Origin of the sequence: Novosphingobium jiangmenense, from assembly GCF_015694345.1 — a bacterium.
Classification (GTDB): Bacteria; Pseudomonadota; Alphaproteobacteria; order Sphingomonadales; family Sphingomonadaceae; genus Novosphingobium; species Novosphingobium jiangmenense.
The window spans coordinates 289,219-305,844 of record NZ_JADQDC010000002.1 but is presented as its reverse complement, the minus strand read 5'-3'; the positions used below and the strand labels follow the sequence as shown (position 1 = coordinate 305,844).

At 64.3% G+C, this 16,626-nt stretch carries 16 protein-coding genes; 5 read left to right on the top strand and 11 right to left on the bottom strand.

Going from position 1 to position 16,626, the window contains the following annotated elements:
- Positions 1–131 precede the first annotated feature (131 nt).
- Positions 132–1,361: a tyrosine--tRNA ligase gene (gene tyrS / locus I2488_RS03995; protein WP_196274518.1), complete on the bottom strand. Its 1,230-nt coding sequence runs from the start codon at positions 1,359–1,361 to the stop codon at positions 132–134.
- 65 nt (positions 1,362–1,426) lie between these two features.
- A complete protein-coding gene (locus I2488_RS03990) occupies positions 1,427–2,002 on the bottom strand; it encodes a hypothetical protein (RefSeq protein ID WP_196274517.1) in 576 nt (191 codons plus the stop codon).
- Positions 2,003–2,037: 35 nt separating this feature from the next.
- On the opposite strand from I2488_RS03990, the gene I2488_RS03985 reads away from it, so the two are divergent.
- Positions 2,038–2,574: a DOMON-like domain-containing protein gene (locus I2488_RS03985; protein ID WP_425492352.1), complete on the top strand. Its 537-nt coding sequence runs from the start codon at positions 2,038–2,040 to the stop codon at positions 2,572–2,574.
- Positions 2,571–3,767, top strand: a complete 1,197-nt coding sequence (locus I2488_RS03980; RefSeq protein WP_196274515.1) for an exo-beta-N-acetylmuramidase NamZ family protein — start codon at positions 2,571–2,573, stop codon at positions 3,765–3,767. Before I2488_RS03985 ends, I2488_RS03980 begins: the two co-directional genes overlap by 4 nt.
- A gap of 14 nt (positions 3,768–3,781) precedes the next feature.
- On the opposite strand, the gene I2488_RS03975 is transcribed toward I2488_RS03980, so the two are convergent.
- The 6 genes from I2488_RS03975 to I2488_RS03950 all read right to left on the bottom strand — a co-directional run bounded on the left by I2488_RS03975 (position 3,782) and on the right by I2488_RS03950 (position 10,000).
- The gene (locus I2488_RS03975; RefSeq protein ID WP_196274514.1) at positions 3,782–5,056 is read right to left on the bottom strand and encodes an MFS transporter; all 1,275 of its coding nucleotides are present in this window, start codon (positions 5,054–5,056) and stop codon (positions 3,782–3,784) included.
- A 72-nt stretch (positions 5,057–5,128) separates the two neighbouring features.
- Complete coding sequence (locus tag I2488_RS03970; RefSeq protein ID WP_196274513.1) at positions 5,129–5,719, bottom strand: twin-arginine translocation pathway signal protein; 591 nt, start codon at positions 5,717–5,719, stop codon at positions 5,129–5,131.
- 106 nt (positions 5,720–5,825) lie between these two features.
- Positions 5,826–7,379 carry a tetratricopeptide repeat protein gene (locus tag I2488_RS03965; RefSeq protein ID WP_196274512.1) on the bottom strand — a complete coding sequence of 518 codons (1,554 nt, stop codon included), beginning with the start codon at positions 7,377–7,379 and terminating at the stop codon, positions 5,826–5,828.
- Between the two features lie 86 nt (positions 7,380–7,465).
- A complete protein-coding gene (locus I2488_RS03960; protein ID WP_196274511.1) occupies positions 7,466–8,245 on the bottom strand; it encodes an enoyl-CoA hydratase in 780 nt (259 codons plus the stop codon).
- A 17-nt stretch (positions 8,246–8,262) separates the two neighbouring features.
- Complete coding sequence (locus tag I2488_RS03955; protein ID WP_196274510.1) at positions 8,263–9,444, bottom strand: VWA domain-containing protein; 1,182 nt, start codon at positions 9,442–9,444, stop codon at positions 8,263–8,265.
- A 136-nt stretch (positions 9,445–9,580) separates the two neighbouring features.
- The gene (locus tag I2488_RS03950; RefSeq protein WP_196274509.1) at positions 9,581–10,000 is read right to left on the bottom strand and encodes a GFA family protein; all 420 of its coding nucleotides are present in this window, start codon (positions 9,998–10,000) and stop codon (positions 9,581–9,583) included.
- Between the two features lie 92 nt (positions 10,001–10,092).
- Between I2488_RS03950 and I2488_RS03945 the strand changes: the two genes are divergently transcribed.
- The gene (locus I2488_RS03945) at positions 10,093–10,836 is read left to right on the top strand and encodes a glutathione S-transferase family protein (protein ID WP_246465469.1); all 744 of its coding nucleotides are present in this window, start codon (positions 10,093–10,095) and stop codon (positions 10,834–10,836) included.
- Positions 10,837–10,878: 42 nt separating this feature from the next.
- Here the strand turns inward: I2488_RS03945 and I2488_RS03940 are convergent, their stop codons facing one another.
- Positions 10,879–11,724: an AAA family ATPase gene (locus I2488_RS03940; protein ID WP_196274507.1), complete on the bottom strand. Its 846-nt coding sequence runs from the start codon at positions 11,722–11,724 to the stop codon at positions 10,879–10,881.
- Between the two features lie 241 nt (positions 11,725–11,965).
- On the opposite strand from I2488_RS03940, the gene I2488_RS03935 reads away from it, so the two are divergent.
- Both I2488_RS03935 and I2488_RS03930 read left to right on the top strand, forming a co-directional pair.
- Positions 11,966–12,745 (top strand): hypothetical protein, encoded by a 780-nt coding sequence (locus tag I2488_RS03935; RefSeq protein ID WP_196274506.1) that lies wholly within the window; start codon positions 11,966–11,968, stop codon positions 12,743–12,745.
- Between the two features lie 79 nt (positions 12,746–12,824).
- Entirely contained in the window at positions 12,825–13,310 is a 486-nt protein-coding gene (locus I2488_RS03930) for a cupin domain-containing protein (protein ID WP_196274505.1), read from the top strand.
- 36 nt (positions 13,311–13,346) lie between these two features.
- Here the strand turns inward: I2488_RS03930 and parE are convergent, their stop codons facing one another.
- Entirely contained in the window at positions 13,347–15,347 is a 2,001-nt protein-coding gene (gene parE / locus I2488_RS03925; protein ID WP_196274504.1) for a DNA topoisomerase IV subunit B, read from the bottom strand.
- Between the two features lie 83 nt (positions 15,348–15,430).
- Positions 15,431–16,609 (bottom strand): penicillin-binding protein activator, encoded by a 1,179-nt coding sequence (locus tag I2488_RS03920; RefSeq protein ID WP_196274503.1) that lies wholly within the window; start codon positions 16,607–16,609, stop codon positions 15,431–15,433.
- Positions 16,610–16,626 lie beyond the last annotated feature (17 nt).

The following is a 16,626-nucleotide window of genomic DNA, read 5'->3' as shown; positions in this document are numbered from 1 at the left end:
AGCGCATGAGTGACTGTGCCAAAGGATATAGCTCCGAATTGGCGAACAATTCGTAAAGCCCCGGCAAAGGCTTGCCGGAACCGGCAGGCTTTTGCCGTTATCGAATGCGAAACCGGAGCCTCTGCCCAGCGTCAGGTGCGGCGCAGGATGCCGTGCTTCTTCTTGCCCGAAGAGATGCGAATTTCGCCTGAAGACAAGGAGATAACCTGGCCTTCATCAGTCACGGCCTGACCATCGACCTTGGCGCCGCCACCGGCAATGAGGCGCTTGGCCTCACCCCGGCTGGCAGCAAAGCCGATCCCGACCAGCGCATCGATGATGCCGATGCTGTCTTCGGATAGGTCCAGAACGGGAAGGTCCTGTCCGAGTCCCCCGCCCGCGAAGGTGGCGGAAGCGGTGGCCTCGGCAGCCTTGGCAGCCTCTTCGCCACGGACGAGCCGGGTCACTTCGTTGGCCAGAACGACCTTGGCGGCGTTGATCTCGCTGCCCTGAAGCGATTCGAGGCGCACGATTTCGTCAAGCGGAAGGTCGGTGAACAGGCGCAGGAACTTGCCGACGTCGCGATCATCGGTGTTGCGCCAGAACTGCCAGAAGTCCCAGGCGGGCAGGGCGTCTTCGTTGAGCCAGACCGCGCCGGCGGCGGTCTTGCCCATCTTCTTGCCGTCCGCCGTGGTCAGCAATGGAGTGGTCAGCCCGAACACTTCCTTGCCGTCCTTGCGGCGGGTCAGTTCGATGCCGTTGACGATGTTGCCCCACTGGTCCGAGCCGCCCATCTGCAGGCGGACGCCCATCTCCTTGTTGAGATGGCGGAAATCGTAGCCCTGCAGGATCATGTAGTTGAATTCGAGGAAGGTCATCGGCTGTTCGCGCTCGAGCCGCAGCTTGACCGAATCGAAGGTCAGCATGCGGTTGACCGTGAAATGCGTGCCGACTTCCTGCAGCAGTTCGATGTAGCCGAGCTTGCCGAGCCAGTCGTGGTTGTTGACCATGACCGCGTCGGTCGGACCATCGCCGAACTTGAGGAGCTTGTCGAAGACCGTGAAGATCGAGGCAATGTTGTCCTCGATGGTCTGGTCGGAGAGCATCTTGCGGCTCTCGTCACGACCGGTGGGATCGCCGATCCGCGTCGTGCCGCCGCCCATCAGGACGATCGGCTTGTGCCCGGCCTGCTGCAGGCGGCGCAGCATCATGATCTGCACGAGGCTGCCGACGTGGAGCGACGGCGCGGTCGCGTCAAAGCCGATATAACCCGGCACCACGCCCCCGCTGGCCAGCTTGTCGAGCCCTTCGGCATCGGTCAGCTGGTGGATGTAGCCGCGCTCGTCGAGCAGGCGGAGGAGCGATGAGGTGTAGTTCGTCATAGTGCGGCGCGCCTAGCACGACCGTACGTGCAAACAAAGTGCCCGGCTGGGGTTGGATGGCGGGATTACTGTGCGCCCACTTCGAAGATGGCGGCGACCGCTTCCTGATGGCCGGCACTCTCGCAGCTTTCGGAGGCGATCGAGACGTTGTGGATTGCTGCGCCGAGCCGGATCGTACCGGTGGTGACGCAGCCGGTAGGGTACCCCGGGGCGACATTGAAACCCGCACCGGGCTTGGGGTGAAGCGTGACATAGGCCCGCACCGTATCGCCGTTGCGGTGGACGGTTGGAACCGGCTCGGCTTCGGCGGCCTGCGAGCCGTAGATCGTCTTTGCCGACTTCGCGACGTTTGCACCGTCGTCGATGGCGACGTCCTTGGCGGGCTTGTCGGTCTTGAACTTCATGTAGGAGACCAGCACGCCGGAGCCGGGGCCGCGCAGGCGGCTTTCGGTGGCATCGTCCATCATGTCCTTCATGCCGGGGAAGCGCATTGCCGGGTTCTGCATCGACGTGCCGGTCCAGCTGTCACCGAGGGTGATCCTGATCCCGCCGCCGATAGGGAATTCGCGCGCCACCGCCTCGCCGGCGGAAAGCGCCAGCGCGGCACCGCAAAGAGTGGTGAATGTGCGAAGTCCCGTCATTGCAATGTCTCCCGTCCTCCGCTTACTCCATGCTTGTGCCAAGCTTGTCCAGCCATCCCTCTCATCCGCCTGTTGCAGTTGCCTCGGTCGAGGCGCGGGTCCTTTCCGTTGATGCGCAGTGGTTGACGCTGCGCTGGCGGGTGGAAGGGGCGCAGCGGCTTGTGCTTCCTGCCTTCGCGGGGCGCGCGCGCGCAGACGGGTTGTGGCAGGCGACCTGCTTCGAGCTTTTCGTCAGGGCTCCTGATGGCGAGGGCTATGCGGAGTTCAATTTTTCCCCGTCGCAGCAATGGGCGGCCTACGATTTTTCGGGCTACCGCGAGGGCATGGCGGAAAGGGCGATGCCCCGCGCGCCGGTGTGCACGCCGCGCCGGGGGCAGTCAGTGCTGATCTTCGACGTTGCCATGCCGACTGCCGCGCTGTCGCGGCTTCCGGCAAAGATCGGGTTGACGGCGGTGATCGAGGAGGAGGGCGGGCACAAGTCCTACTGGGCCATCGCGCACCGCGAGGACCGGCCCGATTTCCACCACGGATCTTGCTTCGCAAGCCACCTTGAGGCACCGAGCGCGCCATGAAATTCGGTATCGACCGGCTGCTTGCCGACCCCGCCCTGAGGAAGCCGCTTGAAGGCAAGCGCGTTGCGCTCGTTGCCCATCCGGCTTCGGTGACCGAGGGCCTTGTCCATTCGCTCGACGCGCTGATCGCGGCGGGGGTGAACGTGACTTCTGCTTTCGGGCCGCAGCATGGGCTGAAGGGCGACAAGCAGGACAACATGGTCGAGACGGCGGACGAGCTGGACCCGACTTATGGGATTCCGGTGTTCAGCCTTTATGGCGAAGTGCGCCGCCCGACCGCGCAGATGATGGACACGGCGGACGTGTTCCTGTTTGACCTGCAGGACCTGGGCTGCCGCATCTACACCTTCGTCACGACGCTGCTCTATCTGCTCGAAGCTGCGAGCGGGACAGGCAAGGCGGTGTGGGTGCTTGACCGGCCCAATCCGGCGGGTCGCCCGGTGGAGGGGACCACGCTGCTGCCGGGGTGGGAGAGCTTCGTCGGCGCAGGGCCGATGCCGATGCGGCACGGGATGACGCTGGGCGAGATGGGCGCGTGGTTCGTGAAGCACTTCGGGCTCGACGTGGATTATCGCGTGATCACGATGCAAGGTTGGGAGCCTGAGGGCGCCGGTTTCGGTTGGCCCCAGAGCCGGATCTGGGTCAACCCATCGCCCAATGCCGCCAGCCTTAACATGGCGCGGGCCTATGCCGGGACGGTGATGATCGAGGGGGCGACGCTTTCCGAAGGGCGCGGGACGACGCGACCGCTGGAAGTGCTGTTCGGTGCGCCGGATGTGGATGCCAAGGCCGTGCTTGCCGAAATGCGCGCCTTTGCGCCGCAGTGGATGCAGGGCTGCGCGATCCGCGAATGCTGGTTCGAGCCGACGTTCCACAAGCACGCCAAGACTTTGTGCAGCGCGCTGATGATCCACGCCGAGGGTGCCTTCTACGATCACCACGCGTTCCGTCCGTGGCGGCTGCAGGCGCTGGCGTTCAAGGCGATCCGCAGGCTCTATCCCGACTACCCGATCTGGCGCGACTTCCCTTACGAGTACGTGTTCGACAAGCTGGCGATCGACGTGATCAACGGCGGCACGGCGCTGCGCGAATGGGTGGACGATGCGGCCAGCGTTCCCGCTGATCTGGATGCGATTGCGGGGGCCGATGAAGCGGCGTGGATCGAGGAGCGGGGGCGCTTCCTGCTCTATTGATCAGGCCAGATTGATCAAACGGGGGCAGCCTTGCTTCGGGCGGGGGCGCTCTCGTGGATCAGGACCATGGCCAGCAGCGCAACGCAGGCCGAGCCCGCCATGTACCACGCGACGGCCATCGGATTGCCGGTGACCTTGAGCAGCCAGGTGATCACCAGTTGTGTCGAACCGCCGAGAAACGTGACGGGCAGGGCATAGACCAGTGCAAAAGTGCGGGCGCGGCTGGCCTTGGGCAGGCTTTCGGCAATGGCGGCGTAGATGGCGCCGCTCGGCAGCGTCGAGACGAAGGCGAGCAGGCCGTTGACGGCAATGAACATTGCCGGATCGTGCGCGCCGGTCAACGTGACGTAAGCGGGGACGATCGCCAGCGTGAAGGCGAGTGTCGGCCAGATCATCAGCGGTCTGCGCCCGAAACGGTCGCTCATCCAGCCGCCGAGCAGGATCGAGAAGAAGCGCGCGACGTTGACCGCTAGCGTGCTGCCCAGGGAGACGCTGGCGGAATAGCCGAGCGTGTTCTGGCCGTAAGTCGCCATGTAGTTGAACAGGTAGGTGGCGATGGTGGCGCCGGAGATCATCATCGCGCCGAGGATGACCGTGCGCCACACTCCGGCAGGAACGTGGCCGGCGGGCAGATGGTCCGGTGCGTGGATGGTTTCGGGCAGAGAGCGGCGGATCCACAGCGAGAACGGGACGATTACCGTGCCGAGCAGCAGCGCCACGCGCCAGCCCCAGTCGGTGAGTTGTTCGGGCGTGAGGACCAAGCTGAGACCTAGGCCGACCAGCGATCCGGCGGAGGAGGCAATGGCCTGGCTCGCGCCTTGCCAGCTGATCGACCAGCCGCGGCGATGATCCTGCGCGGTTTCCAACATGTAGGTCGTGGCCGAGCCGACCTCGCCGCCAAGCGCAAAGCCCTGCATCAGGCGCGCCAGCACCACGATCACCGGGGCTGCTGCGCCAATGCTGGCATAGGACGGGGTGAGGGCAAGCACGGCCACCGACAGCCCCATCAGGGTCATGCTCAGCAGCATCGCGGGCTTGCGGCCATGCCGGTCGGCCCATGCGCCAATTGCCCATGCCCCGAGCGGACGACCGATGAAGCCGACTCCGAACGTGGCGAGCGAGGCCATCAGGCTGACGAAAGGGTCTTCCGAGGGAAAGAACACCTTGCCGATCTGGATGGCGAAAAAGCTGAAGGTGATGAAATCGTAGAATTCGAGCGCGTTGCCGGTGGTCGCGGCAATGACCGCGCGGCGCGCCAGCTTGCGGTCTTCCAAGGTATGCCCTGCCACGATCACCCCCGCTGATCGATCCGGGCGAAGGCTGGCAGATGCTTTGAGGGAGTCAAGGATTTGGCGGATGGGCTATTGTGCCTTGCGAGGAACCAGCGCGTCCCAATGATCCCAGCTGATCGTGCGGCCGGGATAGGCGACTTTCGCGAAGGGCCAGTCCTTTGTCATCCACTGCATGACCCACGCCTGCAGCTGCGCATCGAAACCGGCGTCGTATTCCGCCTTCGTCACCCACATCCGCACTACCGCGCCGTAGCCGGGGACCGGGCTGGGCTGGACATAGACGCAGCCGCGCTCGCGCTTGCCGTCGGGCGTGAGGACCGCATAGGCGAACGACTTGCGGTGGGCGAAGCGGGCTTGCTCGGTCTCCATGTCGACCATCGCTTCGGCGTCGGTGATGCCGGGATGCGGCCAGGCGGTGCTGCGGGTGAAGGTCTGCTGCAGGTGCTCGATCGAGGACATGTAGGCCTCGAAATCGATCTTCACGAGATCGGGGCCGAGGGGGACGAGCCTGAAGCCGGGGCCGATGGTCTCGACAGGGACCCTGAAATCCGGAGCGACCAGCGGCTTCGCTGCCGACACAACCTCCTGCGCCGAGACCGGAGCCGGACCGGCAGCGAGGATGGTCAGGCACAGGCAGGCAGCAGCAAGGCGGCGCTTCATCGTCCAGGTCTCCGGCAACCGTTTCGGGTTTTGCCGGAGAATGGAGATCAGGCGTCGATGGGCAATACGCGTTTTGTGCGCGCTAAGGCTTTGGGGGCCGGGATCGTTACTTCTTCACAGGCTGCGGAATCAGCGGGGAGAGGGCGGCAATGACCTTGTCCGGATCGTAGGCCATTTCGGCAAAGACCTTGCCATCGCCCGGCGTGCCGGTGCGGAACATGCCGCGATAGACCGTGGACTGGGCCGGCATCATCATGAAATGGCTGTGGCCGCGAGCCTTGGTGAGCAGCGCCAGATGCAGCAGCAGGGCATAGCCTGCGGGCGTGCCGGTGCCGTTGCGGGAGGTGTCGACGAATTCGCCGTACTCGATGTCCTTCTTCGGCGTGGTCACGTAGCGCGACTTGTCGGTCTTCCAGACGTTTGCCGCAAACTTGCCGAAGTCGGTCTGGGCGAAGGCCCAGCGATAGGTATCGAACCGGTCGGAGTTGTCATCGCCGGTGTTGTTGATCTGCGCGGCGACGCGGGCCTGATCGGCGGCAAGAACTTCCTTGGCCGTGGGGATCGGCGTGTTGGCGCGCTCTGCTGCGGTGCCGACCGTCTCGAGCCTCGCTGCGACCCCGGCCACGAGACCGGCAGAAATGGTCGGCCAGCGCGTGCGCGCAGAGAAGAGTGTGCGCGCCCGCATCGCCTGGCCTGAATCGAGCGCTACGAGAATGGCGTAGAGATCGTTCGCCTCGTTGGCGGCGGTGACCGGGGTATCGGTCTTGCCTTGGGCGGCATCGGCTTCGGCGGCGGCGAGGGCGAGCTTGAGGAGCTTGTCGCCCTCGGTGGCATTCCCGCCGAGGCGATAGGCGATGGCCGAACGCGCGAGCGAGGGATAGCCGCGCGCCTTGGGGATGCTGCCGACGAGGTCGGAGAAGGCCTTGTAGTCGGACGCCGCTTCGAGGAACCGCCCATCGACGGCGCGCGCCGCTGCACGATCCAGCAGGGCGAGCGGGAAGGCGCGGCTGGCCTGATCGTAGACGACCATCTCGGCGGGACCGTAAGAGCGCGCCAGGGCAAGATACTGCAACGACGACAATTGCGCCTTGATGTCGAAGGGAGCCTGATTGGCCAGTTCGAGGCCGAGGGCGTGGGCACCGGCGAAATCGCCCTTGCCGGTCAGCGCCATGGCGCGCAGCTCGATCGCGGTCAGGCCGAGGCTTTGCTTGTAGGCAAGCGTGGCGGTGAGATCGGGTTGGTCGGTGCTGACCGAGTTGATATCGGCGATTGCGCCGTCCCAGTCCTGCATCTCCATGCGGTGGATCGCGCGGCCGAAGATCAGTTCGATGCGGCGACCACCGTCCTTGGCCGGTTCGGCACCCGACAGCGCTTCGTCGCAGGCCTTCACGCCATCCGCGCCATTTTCGCGCTTCTTCGGATCATAGGCTTCGCGTTGCGGCAGCAGCAGGCCGATCACTGCGGTAATGGCGACGAGGCGGGCGACGGTCCCGAGTGTCGAGGCCTTGTTGGGGAAGCCGTCGCAACGTACGAAGGCCGAAGGGCCGACGGGGGCCTTGGCGGTTGCCGGGGGAGGCGGGGCATCTGCTGCCAGCGCGGCCACGGGTTGCAGAACCAGCGAGGCCGCAGCAAGGCACGCCAGAGTATTCTTCAGCTTCATGGAAAATCCCCCTCAGTCATGCCGACGAGTAACGGGATTTCCGGTGGGAACAATACAAATTGCCAACGATCTGGACAGTTCTGCCGTCAGTTCTTGCGCCAGACTGGCGGGCGCTTTTCAAGAAATGCGTTTATGCCCTCGTCGGTGTTCTCGTCCATCATGTTCTGCGCCATGACTTCGCAGGCAAGGTCGTAGGCTTCACGGCGCGGGCGTTCGCGCTGGGCATGGAACAGCGCCTTGCCGCGACGGATGGCGTCGGGGTTCTTGGCGACGATCGTGGCCACGAGATCGTCGACCGCAACATCAAGGTCCTCGGGGGCGGCTACAGTGTTGACGAGGCCCCAGTCTGCGGCGGTGCGGGCGTCGATGAATTTGCCGGTGACCAGCATCTCGAACGCACGCTTGGCGGGCACGTTGCGGCTGAGTGCGACGGCTGGCGTCGAACAGAACAGGCCGACGTTGATGCCCGAGACGGCAAAGCGCGCGGTTTCGGATGCGACGGCCAAGTCGCACGCGCCAACCAGCTGGCATCCTGCCGCCGTAGCCACGCCGTGGACGCGGGCGATGACCGGAACAGGCAGCGCGGTGATCGCTTCCATGACTTCGGTACAGGCGGCGAAGAGCTGGCGATACGCATCGAGGCGGCGGTCGGCCTGCATCTCGGCTAGGTCATGTCCTGCGCAGAACGCCTTGCCTGCGCCGGAGATGACGACGACGCGCGCGCCATCGTCTGCGGCGATGTGGGAGAGCTCCGCCTTCAGTGCGGCGAGGACGGATTCGGACAAGGCATTGAACTTGTCGGGGCGGTTGAGCACGAGGTCATGGCGACCCTCCGCCGTGCGTGTCGAGAGGATCGCTTCGCTCAACTCTTGCCTCCGGGAGTTCAGTGTTTCTTGCGGGTGAGTTCGCGCATGGCCCCGTCGAGTCCCTCGAGAGTCAGGGGGTACATGCTGCCGCCGATCAGGTCCTTGATCATCTTGGTGGACTGGGAATAGGTCCACTGCTTTTCCGGCACGGGATTGAGCCAGACGGTGGCCGGGTAGGTCTGCGCCACGCGATGCATCCACACCGCGCCCGCTTCCTCGTTGAAGTGTTCGACGCTACCGCCGGGATGGCTGATCTCGTAGGGGCTCATCGCCGCGTCGCCGACGAATATCACTTTGTAATCGTGGCCGAACTTGTGGAGGATGTCCCAAGTCTTGGTGCGGTCCGACCAGCGGCGCTTGTTGTCCTTCCACACGCCTTCGTAGAGGCAGTTGTGGAAGTAGAAGAACTCCATGTTCTTGAATTCCGCGGTGGCGGCGCTGAACAGTTCCTCGACCAGCTTGATGAACGGGTCCATCGATCCGCCGACATCGAGGAACAGCAGGAGCTTGACCGCATTGCGCTTTTCCGGGCGCATCCGGATGTCGAGCCAGCCCTGCCGCGCAGTGCCTTCGATGGTGCCGTCGAGATCGAGTTCGTCGGCCGCGCCTTCACGGGCAAAACGGCGCAGGCGGCGCAGCGCAATCTTGATGTTGCGGGTGCCGAGTTCGCGGGTGTTGTCGAGATTGGCGAATTCGCGCTTTTCCCAGACCTTTACTGCGCGCTTGTGCTTGCTTTCGCCGCCGATGCGGACGCCTTCGGGGTTGTAGCCGGAATTGCCGAACGGGCTGGTGCCGCCAGTGCCGATCCACTTGTTGCCGCCTTGGTGACGCTTTTCCTGCTCCTCGAGACGCTTCTTGAGCGTCTCCATGATCTCCTCCCACGAACCGAGGGACTTGATCTTTTCCATCTCTTCTTCGGACAGGAACTTCTCGGCGACGGCCTTTAGCCAGTCCTCGGGGATGTCGACCGGACGCTGGCCATAGTCGGTGAGCAGGCCCTTGAAGACCTTGTTGAACACCTGGTCGAAGCGGTCCAGCAGGCCTTCGTCCTTCACGAAGGTGGCGCGGCTGAGGTAGTAGAAGGCTTCCGGCGTCTGCTCGATCACGTCCTTTTCCAGCGCCTCGAGCAGCACGAGGTGCTCCTTGAAGCTGGCCGGAATACCAGCGGCGCGCAGTTCGTCGACGAAATTGAAAAACACCGGAGCCGCTCCTTTGACTTAACCGGATGATTAAGCGGTGCGGGAGCGATGGGCAAGGCCTGCTTTTGACCTGTGCAGCAACGGACAACACGCGCCGAACTTGGCAGGGAGGCAAGTGCCCAGCCGGCCTCTTGGCTCAGTTCGTCGGCGGCGCGGGGGGCTGTTGCGGCCAGCTTTCCAGTGCCGGATCGATCACGGCCCACGCGGGCGCATCGTCGGTCCAGATCACCACTTCGGGCTTCAGGCCATGGCCTGCATCGAGAGCGCCGAAGCGGACTGTCTTGAGATGCAGGCGTGCCGAGCTTTGCCCGAAGATCTGCGTGCCGCAGGACGGGCAGAAGTGGAAGGTCAGCGTGTTGCCGCTGGCAGCGGGCCAGGCGTTGTGGGCCAGTTCGCCGGAGATCGACACGTCATCGGCCCGGAAGATGGCATTGTTGGTCGGGCCGCCGGTCGCGATCTGCTGGCATTGGCGGCACCAGCACTGGCGCGTGGCGATGGGCTCGCCGGTGATTTCGAGGCGGACGGACCCGCAAGCGCACTGGCCGGAGTAGGGCATGGGACAAGCTTCCTTTGCGTCTTTCGGCGATTGGGTATTGTTAGTGTTACATACAATTGTTTATGGTGGGTCCATTCGGAGAGGATAACGCCATGACGCTCAAGCTCTACAGTTTCGGACCCGCCGCCAATTCGATGAAGCCGTTGCTGACGGTGTTCGAAAAGGGCCTCGATGTCGAGAAGCATCGGCTCGATCCCGCCAAGTTCGAGCACCACACCGACTGGTTCAAGGCGATCAATCCGCGCGGGCAGGTGCCGGCACTTGTCGATGGCGACAAGGTCGTCACCGAGTCGACGGTGATCTGCGAGTACCTTGAGGACGAGTATCCGACCGAAGTCTCGCTACGGCCTGCAGACAGCTTTGGCCGCGCGCAAATGCGGATCTGGACGAAGTGGGTCGACGAGTACTTCTGCTGGTGCGTCTCGACGATCGGCTGGCACCGCTATGTCGGCAACATGGTCAAGGGCCTGAGCGATGCCGAGTTCGAGGAGAAGGTGAAGGCGATTCCGGTCGTGGAGCAGCAGGTGAAGTGGCGGCGAGCGCGCGAAGGCTTCCCGCAGGACATGCTCGACGAGGAAATGCGCAAGATCAGCTATTCGGTACGCAAGCTGGACGACCATCTTGCCGATCACGAATGGCTGGTGCCGGGGCAATACACGCTGGCCGACATCTGCAACTTCGCCATCGCCAACGGCATGCAGTTCGGTTTTGCCGAGCTGGTCAACAAGCAGGACACGCCGCACCTGGTGCGCTGGATCGAGCAGATCAAGGCGCGGCCGGCAGTTCAGCAGATGTTCGAGCAAGTCGAGCTGGAGCAGCTCGGACGGCGCGATTGATCTTGTGGCGTCCCCACCGGCAACGGTGGGGACGTATCAGGATCAGTTCCCCGGCCGGCGCGACATGAAGGCGAGGCGTTCGAACAGCATGATGTCCTGCTCGTTCTTGAGCAGGGCACCGTGCAGGGGCGGGATCGCCTTGGTCGGGTCGCGGTTCTGGAGGACGTCCAAGGGCATGTCCTCGTTGAGCAAGAGCTTGAGCCAGTCGAGCAGTTCGGAAGTGCTGGGCTTCTTCTTGAGGCCGGGCACTTCGCGGATTTCGTAGAACACTTCCATCGCCTTGCTGACCAGCGTCTTCTGGATGCCGGGGAAGTGGACGTCGATGATCGCCTGCATCGTCTCGCGATCGGGGAACTTGATGTAGTGGAAGAAGCAACGGCGCAGGAAGGCGTCGGGCAGTTCCTTCTCGTTGTTCGAGGTGATGACGACGATCGGGCGTTCCTTGGCCTCGATGCGCTCCTGCGTCTCGTAGACGTCGAAGCTCATGCGATCGAGTTCCTGCAGGAGGTCGTTCGGGAACTCGATGTCGGCCTTGTCGATCTCGTCGATCAGCAGGACGGGGAGCTTGGGCGCGGTGAACGCTTCCCACAGCTTGCCCTTCTTGATGTAGTTGCTGATGTCATGGACGCGCTCGTCGCCAAGCTGGCCATCGCGCAGGCGGGCGACGGCGTCGTACTCGTAAAGGCCTTGCTGCGCCTTGGTCGTGGATTTCACGTTCCATTCGATGAGCGGCGCGTTCACCGCCTTGGCGATTTCATGGGCAAGCACGGTCTTGCCGGTGCCGGGTTCTCCCTTGACCAGCAGCGGACGGCGCAGCAGCACGGCTGCGTTGACGGCGACCTTGAGATCTTCGGTAGCGACGTAGTTGCTGGTGCCTTCAAAGCGCATCGGCGGTTCCTGTGTGCTTAATCGTTCGGTTAAGCGATAAGGCGGCCCGCCGCTCTGCGCAAGGGGGGATGCTTTCCTGAACCTTGTGTCAGTTTTGGTGCCGGTAGATGACGGAGGTGTCAGGAACAGGCTGTTTATCTGACGCTGGCGTCACCTTAAACAAGTGTCAAATTGTCGCCGCACGCTCACCGGCGGTCTTGCCGATTGCCGCCGCAATTCGGGGCGTGTAGCGAGGCGCGCAATGGTCGCGTCGCGCAATCTTCTGGCAAAGCAGGGCTATCAGGCCTCCCCGCGCGAGCGGGCGGGGGCGATGGCCGTGGCCGCAGTCACGACCTTGCTGGTGTTCCTGATCATGTGGCGGATGGGCGCCGTTACCGGGTTCGGAGACGGCAAGGGTTCGCACCTGACGGCGATCGACCTTTCGGCGGACGGTCAGGACAAGAAGAAGGCCGAGAAGCAGGAGCAGAAGCAACAGAAGCAGGCGCAGAAGGCGGTGGCGGCCGCCGCCCAGCCGGTGAATGCGCCGCCGCCGGTTCCGGTGCCGGGCAAGGTGGAATGGCCCGAGGGTTTCATCGAACTTTCGCGCAACGATTACCGGGCGACAGACATCAGCAGGATGAAGCGCGCGGATTCCGGCGGTGGGCAGCAGGCGAGTGCAGGCGCTCCGGGCGATTCCGCCAGCGTCGGGCAGGGACCGGGCGGGGTGAGGCTCTATGCTGCGCAATGGTATCGCGAACCGACCGATGCCGAGATCGGCCCCTACCTGCCGCAGCGCCGGATGCAGGGCGACTGGGCGATGATCGCGTGCAAGACCATCGACAAGTATCACGTCGAGGATTGTCAGGAGCTTGGCGAAAGTCCGCCGGGGTCAGGCCTTGCGCGCGCGATCCGGCAGGCGAGCTGGCAATTCCTGGTGCGCCCGCCAAGGGTGAACGGGAAGCCGCAGATCGGCGAGTGGGTGCGGATACGGTTTGATTTCCGGGCGAAAAAGGCCGATCCTCTGCAACAGGCAGACGGTTGAGCGCGAATGCGCCGTGGTCCGGAACCGGACCTGTAGCAGCGGGTTTTGCGGTCGCACTGTAACTCGGAAGGATCGTTTCATGGCGGACGGTGGAGAGCGGATCGAGGACATTGGCCCCAAGGCTCAGGCATTCGACATCGAAGAGGCGACAAAGGCCAATCGCGATTATCGCTCCGTGGCCTGGACGGGCCGGTACTTGCAAGTCACCCTGATGTCGATCCCGGTGGGCGGCGACATCGGACTGGAAGCGCATCCTGAAACGGACCAGTTCCTGCGCATCGACGCAGGCAAGGGCCGGGTGCAGATGGGGCCCTCCGAACACGAACTGACGTTCGAGCAGGAGGTGTCAGACGGCTGGTGCGTGTTGGTGCCGGCGGGCACCTGGCACAACGTGACCAACACCGGGGACGAGCCGATCCAGCTCTATACGATCTATGCGCCGGTCCATCACGCCGCGGGGCGGGTGCATCCTACCAAGGATGCCGCAGAAGCCGACGAGCCGAATGACAACCCGCCGGAATGGACCGTGCAACCTGAGAATCTGGCGCAAGACAAGCATGGCTGACGCTGTTCGTTTCCCCGGATCGGGAAAGCGAGCAAACTAAGCGTCAATCAACTCCGGATCGATCTCGCTCGCGCGGTTCTGGATGAACATGAAGCGCTGGGCGGGATCGCGGCCCATCAGGCGGTCGACCAGCTCCTTCACCGCCGCCCGACCTTCGTATTCGGGCGGCAGGGTGATGCGGATGAGGTTGCGGGTGGCAGGCGCCATGGTGGTTTCGCGCAACTGCTGCGGGTTCATTTCGCCGAGGCCCTTGAAGCGGCCGACTTCGACCTTCTTGCCCTTGAATTTCGTGGCTTCCAGTTCGGCGCGGTGGGCATCGTCCTTGGCGTAGGCCGAGGTGCTGCCGCTGGTCAGACGGTAGAGCGGAGGCTGGGCGAGGTAGAGGTGGCCGCGCCGCACCAGCTCGGGCATTTCCTGGAAGAAGAACGTCATCAGCAGCGTGGCGATGTGCGCACCGTCGACGTCGGCGTCGGTCATGATGATCACGCGGTCATAGCGAAGCGCATCGGGATTGCAGTCCTTGCGCATCCCGCAACCGAGCGCGAGCGCGAGGTCGGCGATTTCCTGATTGGCGCGAATCTTGTCGGCCGTGGCGCTGGCGACGTTGAGGATCTTGCCGCGGATGGGCAGGATTGCCTGCGTCTTGCGGTCCCGCGCCTGCTTGGCGCTGCCGCCTGCCGAGTCACCCTCAACGATGAACAGTTCGGTCTCGCCTTCGCCCTCGCCGGAACAGTCGGTGAGCTTGCCGGGAAGGCGCAGCTTGCGGGCGTTGGTGGCGGTCTTGCGCTTGACCTCGCGCTCCGCCTTGCGGCGCAGGCGTTCGTCCATGCGCTCCATCACCGCGCCGAGCAGGGCCTTGCCGCGGTCCATGTTGTCGGTGAGGAAGTGATCGAAATGATCGCGCACGGCGGCTTCGACCATGCGTGCCGCTTCGGGGCTGGTGAGGCGGTCCTTGGTCTGGCTCTGGAACTGCGGATCACGGATGAACACCGAGAGCATGATCTCGCTGCCGGTGATGATGTCCTCGGGCGCGATGTCCTTGGCCTTCTTCTGGCCGATCAGGTCCGCGAAGGCGCGGATGCCCTTGGTCAATGCCGCGCGCAGGCCCTGTTCGTGGGTGCCGCCATCGGGCGTGGGAATGGTGTTGCAGTACCAGCTGTAGGAACCGTCGGACCAAAGCGGCCAGGCGATGGCCCATTCGACGCGGCCGTTCTCCTCGCCATTCGGCCCGAGCGGGAAGTCCTGTCGGCCCGCGAAGGGCACCGAGGTGACGCATTCGCGGCCCGAGACCTGCTCTGCGAGGTGATCGGCAAGACCGCCGGGGAACTGGAACACCGCTTCAGAGGGCACCTCTTCGCTGACCAGCGAGGCAGCGCACTTCCAGCGGATCTCGACGCCGGCGAAGAGATAGGCTTTCGAGCGGACCAGCCGGAACAGGCGGGCGGGCTTGAACTTCGCGTCTTCGCCGAAGATCTCGAGGTCGGGGATGAAGGTGACCTGCGTGCCGCGCCGGTTGGGGGCATTGCCCACCTTCATCAGCTTGGTCGTGGGATTACCGCGTGAAAACTCCTGCGCGTAGAGCTCCTTGTTGCGCGCCACCTCGATGCGGGTGAGCGAGGAGAGGGCGTTGACGACCGAGACGCCGACGCCGTGCAGACCGCCGCTGGTGGCGTAGGCCTTGCCGGAGAACTTGCCGCCGGAATGCAGCGTGGTGAGAATGACCTCGAGCGCGGACTTGCCGGGATACTTGGGGTGCTCGTCAACGGGGATGCCGCGACCGTTGTCCGAAATGGTCAGCCGGTTGCCTTCTTCGAGCGTGACCTCGATGCGGTTGGCGTGACCGGCGACCGCTTCGTCCATCGCATTGTCGAGCACTTCGGCGGCGAGGTGGTGCAGCGCGCGCTCGTCCGTGCCGCCGATGTACATGCCGGGGCGGCGACGGACCGGTTCGAGGCCTTCAAGGACCTCGATGGCCGAACCGTCATAGGCTTCGGCGGCGCTGGTGGCGGGGAGCTTGTCAAAAAGGTCGTCGGACATGCGAACGGGTATAGAACGCCGCCGAATCCGCACGCAAGCGGGGAAGCCGCCTTATCCGGCGAAATCCCCGCCTTTCGGACCTCTTAGAACTTCGCAGGTGCAGGCGATACGGTGGCGAAGGTGCCCGCGCCCACCTCGCGCACTTCCATCGCACGTTCGGCCATGCCGCTGGCGGTGAAGCGGAAAACGCCGTCGAGGCCGATGAAGCCTTGTGGATCGTAGAGCTTGCCGGTGGGGAAGGTTGTGCCCGGCTTCCAGTTGCGGGCAACGTTCAGCGTCAGCAGGATGCTGTCGTATCCGAGCGTAGCAAGGCGCGAGGGCGTTGCGCCGAAGCGGGTGGTGTAGCTCTTTTCGAACTGGCCGAAGCGGCCATCCGAGACCGAGGCGAACCACGCACCGCGCATGGCCGGTGATTTCGCAATGGCTCCTTCACCGCTCCACAGTTCAGTACCCAGCAGTTTGACGCCCTTTGCCAGAGGGCCTGCCTGAAGGGCGATGCGGCTGCCGTCCGCAATGAGCAGGGCATCGAACTTGCCCTTGTCTTTGGCGCGGCGAACCGCGCTGGCGACCGAGGTGTTGCCGCGATCGTAGGTTTCGATGGCGGTGACAGCGACGCCATTGGCTCGCGCGGCCTGGGTCAGTCCGGCGGTGGCGCGCTGGCCGTAATCGCCGGTCGGGATGATCGCGGCGACGGACTTGATGCCGCGTGACTTGGCGAAGCCGAGGACGCGGGCGATCGATTGTCCGGGGGCCTGCCCCATCACGAAGACATCGCGCGATGCGACTGCGCTGTCGTTCGAGTAGGTGATCATCGGCACCTTGGCGGGGCGCGCCACGTTCGAGACCAGGACGACGTCGTCCGACAGCAGCGGGCCGAGGATCAGCTTGTTGCCATCGGCAATCGCGCGCGAGGCCGCAGATCCTGCACCCTGCGCGGTGTCATAGGTGGTGATGCGCAGATTGGCAGCGTTGGTATCGAGCACCGCCATCGTCGCAGCGTTGGCGATCGATTGCCCGACAGATGCGTTGGGCCCGGTCATCGGCACGAGCAGGGCGACGCGATGCCGTCCTGCATCGGTGGGCAGGACGTTGGCGTCGGGGGCCTTCTCGGTCGGCTCGGTGATGGGGGCCGTGCCCTTCGGGATGACGGTACAGCCTGCGAGGAGAGCGAGCGTTCCGGTAACCACCCACCTGCGCGACAGCGCGCCGGTCGATTGGCGAAGGCCCGAGATGCGGCTTTCGCCAGATTGTCCGTTGTTCATTCCCGCAGCACCCTCTT